At 68.7% G+C, this 6,734-nt stretch carries 9 protein-coding genes; 5 read left to right on the top strand and 4 right to left on the bottom strand.

Translation table 11 applies throughout. The annotated features are described in order from the left end of the window. Both WBB14_RS20320 and WBB14_RS20315 read left to right on the top strand, forming a co-directional pair. Positions 1 to 1,484 (top strand): FUSC family protein (locus WBB14_RS20320; RefSeq protein WP_424241435.1); only part of this gene is annotated, 1,484 nt, incomplete at its 5' end. Between the two features lie 114 nt (positions 1,485 to 1,598). Next, positions 1,599 to 2,432 carry a universal stress protein gene (locus WBB14_RS20315; RefSeq protein WP_424241434.1) on the top strand — a complete coding sequence of 278 codons (834 nt, stop codon included), beginning with the start codon at positions 1,599 to 1,601 and terminating at the stop codon, positions 2,430 to 2,432. Positions 2,433 to 2,442: 10 nt separating this feature from the next. Here WBB14_RS20315 and WBB14_RS20310 read toward each other — a convergent pair whose 3' ends face one another. From WBB14_RS20310 to WBB14_RS20300, 3 genes are all read right to left on the bottom strand, one after another. Then, positions 2,443 to 3,384, bottom strand: a complete 942-nt coding sequence (locus tag WBB14_RS20310) for a 2-hydroxyacid dehydrogenase (protein WP_424241437.1) — start codon at positions 3,382 to 3,384, stop codon at positions 2,443 to 2,445. Positions 3,385 to 3,545: 161 nt separating this feature from the next. Beyond that, positions 3,546 to 3,698 carry a DUF3309 family protein gene (locus WBB14_RS20305; RefSeq protein WP_013393887.1) on the bottom strand — a complete coding sequence of 51 codons (153 nt, stop codon included), beginning with the start codon at positions 3,696 to 3,698 and terminating at the stop codon, positions 3,546 to 3,548. Positions 3,699 to 3,746: 48 nt separating this feature from the next. Then, positions 3,747 to 3,914, bottom strand: coding sequence for a hypothetical protein (locus WBB14_RS20300; RefSeq protein ID WP_424241433.1), 168 nt, complete (start codon positions 3,912 to 3,914; stop codon positions 3,747 to 3,749). A gap of 126 nt (positions 3,915 to 4,040) precedes the next feature. Between WBB14_RS20300 and WBB14_RS20295 the strand changes: the two genes are divergently transcribed. From WBB14_RS20295 to WBB14_RS20285, 3 genes are all read left to right on the top strand, one after another. Next, a complete protein-coding gene (locus WBB14_RS20295) occupies positions 4,041 to 5,111 on the top strand; it encodes a DNA topoisomerase IB (RefSeq protein ID WP_424241432.1) in 1,071 nt (356 codons plus the stop codon). Positions 5,112 to 5,329: 218 nt separating this feature from the next. Beyond that, positions 5,330 to 5,659, top strand: a complete 330-nt coding sequence (locus WBB14_RS20290; protein WP_424241431.1) for a four-helix bundle copper-binding protein — start codon at positions 5,330 to 5,332, stop codon at positions 5,657 to 5,659. Between the two features lie 76 nt (positions 5,660 to 5,735). Then, positions 5,736 to 6,077, top strand: a complete 342-nt coding sequence (locus WBB14_RS20285) for a DUF883 family protein (RefSeq protein ID WP_424241430.1) — start codon at positions 5,736 to 5,738, stop codon at positions 6,075 to 6,077. A gap of 34 nt (positions 6,078 to 6,111) precedes the next feature. Here WBB14_RS20285 and WBB14_RS20280 read toward each other — a convergent pair whose 3' ends face one another. After that, positions 6,112 to 6,732, bottom strand: a complete 621-nt coding sequence (locus tag WBB14_RS20280; RefSeq protein ID WP_424241429.1) for a DUF4142 domain-containing protein — start codon at positions 6,730 to 6,732, stop codon at positions 6,112 to 6,114. Positions 6,733 to 6,734 lie beyond the last annotated feature (2 nt).

The following is a 6,734-nucleotide window of genomic DNA, read 5'->3' as shown; positions in this document are numbered from 1 at the left end:
CCGCGCTGGAAGCCGCCCGCGTGCGCATCCGCGAAGTGCAGGACGCGCGGCCCTCGCGCCGCGCCCGCGCGCACCAGTTGCTGTACCTGCTGGACAATGCCGAGGACAGCTTCATCGCGCTGGTGGCCGCGGCCGACCTGCTGGAATCGAATGCGCCGCGCTGGCTGGGGCGCGGCGCGGGCGCCCATCTTTCCCACGCGCTGCATCGCTATGCCAGCCTGTGCAATGCCATCGCCAGCACCTCGGACCTGCGCGACGCCAAGCAGGCCCAGTGCCTGCGCGATCGCCTGGCCCATTACAGCGCCGGCCTGCATGAGCTGCGCGGCGGCGCCATGGCGCATGCGCCGGAGCTGGCCACCATGGTCCCGGTGCTGGACCGCCTGCTGCACACCGCGCAGGCCGTGACCCAGTCGCTGTTCGACCTGGGCGATGCGCCCGTGGCGCCGGCACGCGACCGCCTCGGGCCCAGCCGCACGCAAGACGCCTGGCGCGCGTTGCGTCAGAACCTGAGCTTCGAATCGGACGCGTTCCGTCATGCCTTGCGCGTGGGCGTGGGCGCCACCATCGCGGTGGCCCTGTCCAAGACTTTCGCCGTCAACCATGGCTACTGGATGTCGCTGACGCTGGTCTTCATCCTGCAGCCCTACTTCGCCACCACCTGGCAGCGCACCCTGGAACGCGTGGCCGGCAGCGTGGCCGGCGCCATCGGCGCCTCGCTGCTGGGACTGTTCCTCGGCACGCCCCTGTCCGTGGCCCTGGCGGTGCTGCCCATCGCGCTGGGCACGTTCGCGGCGCGCACCATCCATTACGCGCTGTTCACGTTCTTCCTGACGTCGCAGTTCGTGCTGGTCACCCATATCCAGCAGCCGGAAATCCAAGAACCCATGCTCGCCGCCCTGCGCGCGTTCAACAGCGTGCTGGGCGGCATTCTGGCGCTGCTGGTGGGTTTTCTGGTCTGGCCTGAAAAAGAGCCGCGCCAGCTGGCCGGCGCGCTCAGCCTGGCGCTGGAGCGCCACGCCGCCTATGCGCTGGCCCTGGTCCGGGAAAAAAGCGGCGATGCCCGCGCCGGACAAGACATCGTGGCGCTGCGCCGCATGGCCTGCCTGTCGGCCGACAATGCGCAAGCTTCCTTGCAACGACTGCAGCAGAATCCGGTCCATCGCGACCGCAACGTCGACACGGCGGAAAACCTGCTGAACGCGATGCGCCGCGTCACGGCGGCGGGCACCGTGCTGGAGATACAAGCCGCCTTGCCCGCCGCATCGCCCGCGGCCCGGGCGCTCGCCGAGTATGGTCCGATGCTGGCGCACGCGCTGCATCCGCAGGAGCCCGCGCCGGCATCAGCGGCCCGCCAATTGGCAGTGCCCGCAGCGGTCGCCGCCGGCTATCCGGAACTGGCGGGACCGCTGGAGCGCATCGCGCAGCAAGCGCGCCAGTTGCGCCAGCTGCGCGAGCGCGTGGAACGGGCGCGGCCCTCGGCCTAGCCCGCGGGTTTGCGTTGGCCCCGGCGAACTGCCACCGGCTTGACGCGCATCAAGGGCGAAATGGCCGGAAAGCGTGACCATAGGCACATGGCACGCTTAAACAAGGAGGCCTCCATGTATCGCCGCATTTCCGTCCACCTGGATCACGGATTCGACTGCAAACGCCGCATTGAAGCTGCCCTGGCCCTGGCCAAGCGCCACAAGGCCGAGCTGGTCGGCATCTATGCCAACGCCGCGCCGCCGCAGTACTACTACGGCGAATCCGTGCTCATGTCTCGTTCGCTGGGCATCATCAAGGAATTGCACGCGCAAAACCGCGATGCGGTGGAAACAGCCTTTCTGGAGGCTGCCGCCGAAGCCGACGTACCGGCCTTCATGCGCGCGGGCACCTCTTCGCCCAGCGAGACCGTGGCGCTGCTCGGCCGCACCAGCGACCTGATCGTGGTCAGCCAGGAAAACCGCGAGGACGTCGAAGCCGCGCACGAAATCGAGTTCGTCGAGCAGACCTTGCTGACGGCGGGCCGCCCGGTGCTGGCGATTCCGTCCAGCGGCGAATTCCCGGTCATCGGCGACCGCGTGCTGTGCTGCTGGGACGGCAGCCGCGAAGCCGCCCGCGCGTTGGCCGACGCCGCGCCTATCCTGCGCCTGGCTTCGCACATGACCGTGTTGACCATGAACGAAGGCGCCGCCAGCCCGAAGCATGAAGCGCCCTTCGAGGACCTGGCGACCTATTGCGTCGCGCAAGGCATGCCAGCGCCCGAACACGTGCGCCGCGACATCAAGGGCGTCGGCGTGGGCAGCACCATCCTGAATGCCGCCGCCGACCATAGCGCGGACCTGATCGTCATGGGGGCCTACGGCCACAGCAAGCTGCGCCAGTGGGCGCTGGGCGGCGCCACCGCGTCCATCCTGAAGAGCATGACCGTGCCGATCATGTTCTCCCACTAGCCTCTGGCTGCTAGCCCCCGCGCACGGGGGTCAGTACCGGCCTGCCGCCGAAATGCGCCGTGGCGTTGTCCAGGAACAGCGCCACGGTGGCATGCACGGCCTCCGGCGAGCGGCCCGCGCTGTGCGGGGTCAGCACCACGTTGTCGAGCGCGATGAGCGCCTTGGGCACGTCGGGCTCGCCGTCCACCACGTCCAGGCCGGCGCCCGCAATGCGGCGTTCGGCCAGGGCCGAGATCAGCGCCTGCGTGTCGACCACGCTGCCGCGCGCGATGTTCACCAGATAGCCCTCGGGTCCCAGCGCTTCCAGCACCTGGGCGTTCACCAGATGGCGCGTGCCCGCTCCACCCGGCGTCGCTACCACCAGGAAGTCCGACGCCGCGGCCAGCGCGCGCGGGCTGTCGAAATAGGCATAGCCGGATTCCGGACGAACGCTGCGGCTGTAATAGCCCACGCTCATGCCGAAGCCCAGGGCGCCGCGCCGGGCGATTTCCAGGCCTATGGTGCCCAGGCCCAGGATGCCCAGGCGCTTGCCCGAGACCTGCGGCCCCATGAAACCGCTCCAGTGGCCCTGGCGCACCGAAGCATCGGCCTGCGGCAGCCGCCGCGCCGCGCCCAGCAGCAGCGCCATGGCATGGTCCGCCACCGAAACTGCATTGGCGCCCGGGCCATGGGTCACCACGATGCCGCGCTCGGCCGCCGCCGCCAGATCGATATTTTCGTAGCCCACGCCCAGGGAGCAGGCGATTTCGAGCTTGGGCATTGCTGCCATTTCTTCCGCGTGCAGGCCCGTGGCGCCGCGCGTGAGCACGCTGCGGATCTCGTGGCCATGGTCGCGGATGGCCTCGGCGCGCGATGCGTCGGTGGGCGCAAAGATCACGCGAAAGCCGCGCGCTTCGATTTCGGGCAGATAGTCCTGCACGCTTTCAATCAGGACAAGCAAGGGGATGGTCATGTCGGGAATGCCGCGCATCGCGGGGGCTGCATAAAAACCCGGCGATGTTACGCCTGGGCAGTGCCGCGCGCCACCCGCCGTCCGCCAGGCGGCCGCCCAGCGACAGGGCGCCGCGCGAGCCGCCCGACACGGCTCGCGCCTGCGTTGCCGGACCGGCCCCGCTACAGTCGTCCGGTCAGCAGCATCACGATCAGGACGATCAGCAATATGCCCAGTATGCCGCTGGGGTAATAGCCCCAGCCACGGCTATGGGGCCAGGCCGGCACGGCGCCTACCAGCAGAAGGATCAGAATAATCAACAGGATGGTCGACATGGCGACTCCTCGGTTCTTGTTGGGTTTTGGAGAATCCCGTGGCCCGCGTCAAGGGCTGGGCGGCGTGATTTCCCTGACCGGCGGCGACAAGGGCGGCAGGTCGACGTCCGGTTCGTCGGTATCCGGATCCACCGGCAGGTCGCCGGGAGGCGAACCCGGCGGTATCGGATCTGGCTTGGGCGGAACGTGCAGGTAGTACGAGTACGCGATGTGCATGGCTGTCTCCAGGAAAATCCATTTCTCCGTCAGCAAGCCGCGTGCCCGGGCCTGCGCACGTGCTTGGGACGGGCACGCCGCATGCTGATGGCAGCCTCCCTCCCCCCCCTGGCTGACGCAGACGACATGAACCCACGGTCCCAAGCGCCGCGCGCGTCCGGCGGCGCGGCGCTGGTCTACTACGATGACAGCCAGGCGGGCTATACGCGGGTCCGCATCAACGGCAACGCCTTCAACTACCTGGATGCGCGCGGCAAGCGCATACGCAAGGCGCGGGAAATCCAGCGCATCGAGGCCCTGGCGATACCGCCGGCCTATGAACAGGTATGGATCTGCCCGTCTCCGCTTGGACACCTGCAGGCCACCGGGCGCGACGCGCGCGGACGCAAGCAATACCGCTATCACCCCGATTGGACCGCGGTGCGCGACGCGAGCAAGTACCAGAGCCTGGCGGCATTCGCGCAGACGCTGCCACGCATACGGCGCCAGGTCGAACGCGATCTGCGGACCGCTGGCCTGTCCCAGGACAAGGTGATAGCCGTACTGGTGCGGCTGCTGGAGGCGACCCTGGTGCGCATCGGCGCGCGCGAGTACGCCAGGGCCAACAAGTCCTATGGCCTGACCACGCTCAAGCGCCGCCACGCCAGCGTCAGCGGCGACCGCTTCCGTTTCCGCTTCCAGGGCAAGAGCGGCGTCAGCCACGACGTCAGCGCCGCGGACCGGCGCGTGGCCCGCGTCATCAAGCGCTGCCTGGACATCCCCGGCCAGCAGCTTTTCCAGTACCTGGACGAGGACGGCGGCAGCCATCCGGTGGACTCCGGCGCGGTCAATGCCTATCTGCGCGCGGCGGGCCGGGGCGAGTTCACGGCGAAACATTACCGGACCTGGGCGGGTTCCGTCATGGCCTACGCAGCGTTGCAGAGTTGTCCCGCCGACAATGCCGCCCAGGCGCAGAAGAACGTGGTGGAAGTGGTCAAGCTGGTGGCGCGGCGCCTGGCCAATACGCCGGCAGTGTGCCGGGCCTGCTATGTGCATCCGGCCATTCTGGCCGCCTATCTGGAGGGTGCGTTGCCCGCGGCCGCGGCCGCGCCGCAGGCGCCCCGCGGCCTGCACCCGGACGAACGCCGCTTGCTGGCCTTTCTGCGGGCGCAGGCCGGTGCGGCGCCACCGGCCGTTCAAGAATCAAAGGATCGATGAGCGCGCGTTCTTGGCCTGCGGCTGCGGCGCGGAACATCGACGGCAGAACGCGGCGGCAGTATCTTAGCGTTGTCTTCCGGCCGCCTGCCGGCACGCGCCGGCTTCGCGGATCCAGGTACGGATGCTGGGCTTCAAATTGCAAGCGGATGTGGCCCTGGTGCCAGGCACGCCGGTTGCGGCGCAGTTGTGGCGCGTACCGGGTATCACAAGGAGATGCAATGCGAGACCCAAATTTCGAGCAATGTGTGCAAGCCTGCTACGAATGCGCCGTCGCCTGCGATATATGCGCTTCGGCCTGCCTGCGGGAGAACCCGGCGCCCATGAAGCGCTGCATCGGACTGTGCACCGATTGCTCCGCCGTTTGCCGGCTGTGCGCGGCCATGCTGGCGCGCGATGGCGAGTTCGCCACCGCCCAGTGCACCTTGTGCGCACTGATGTGCGACGCCTGCGCGCGCGAGTGTTCGTCGCATGAAGCGGTGCATTGCCAGGTTTGCGCAGGCGCATGCCTGGGCTGCACGCTGGCCTGCCGCGACATGCTGGAGGCCTGAGACCTCCCGACCCACCGCGCGGTCGCCCGGGCCGGCCGCGCCAACGTACTTTCCGCCCGACTGCCAGGAGCTACCGATGGCCTCTACCCACACCCCCCTGCCCTCCGATTTTCCGGAGAACGGCCCGGACAACCGCGGCGCACACAGGCGCGCGCGGCATCCGGAGGCCTGGATCGACGATCTGGAAGCCACCCTCAGCGACACCGCTGCCACCGACCTGGAGGCGCTCAAGACGCGCCTGTCCGAGCAACTGCGCGCCACGCGGCGCAGCCTGCGCGATGCTTCCGACAATGCCGGCGACCTGATGCGGGAGACCATAGACTGCACCGAGGAATACATCCACGCCCGGCCCTGGCAGGCCATCGGCCTGGTGGCCGGCGCGGCTTTCCTGTTCGGCGTGGTGGTGGGACGGCAGTAGCCACGGAGTACGGCAAGGCGCCTCGCGCGTCCCCTCACTTCGCCGGCGCTATCGACGCGGGCGCCTGGCGGGACGCGGGCGAGACGGCCGGCGCCTCGCCCTTCACGGCGGGCTGGATCTTATCGGGATCGGCCGGCGGTTCGCCTTGCAGCTTGCGGCCCATCGCCAGATGCTCGGCCAGCATGGGCCGCGAATGCGCCGCGAAGTCGCGCACCTGCGGATCCTTGGACTCGCGCGCCGCGGTCTCGAACAGGCGGCTGGCCATCGTGTGCGCGTCCATGGCTGCCTTTTCGATGTAAAGCGCATCGAAGTCCGGCCCGGTCCTGTTGCTTAGCTGTTCCAGGGTGCCGCGGTCCGGTTCGGACGGCTCGGTCGGCAGTATCACCTGCTTGCTCTCGGCCAGGACCTTCAGTTGGGCATTCATGGCGCGATGCTGCTCCAGCATCTTCGCCGCAAAGGCCTTGACGTCGCCGTCGCCGGCGCGTTTTTTTGCCAGCTCCGCAGCCTCTATCTCGAACATCCCCGAGCCCGCCGCAGCCTGCAGGAAGCGCGCATCAGGCTCCGCCAGCTCCTGCGCTTGCACGCCGCCAAGCACGCCCGGCGCGATCAGCAGGCAAACCGCGACGATGCCGCACAGCCATGTCGTCGTCTTCATAT

It is taken from the genome of Achromobacter sp. (assembly GCF_049647645.1).
Lineage (GTDB): Bacteria > Pseudomonadota > Gammaproteobacteria > Burkholderiales > Burkholderiaceae_B > Achromobacter.
This window is presented reverse-complemented; position numbering and strand designations above follow the sequence as displayed.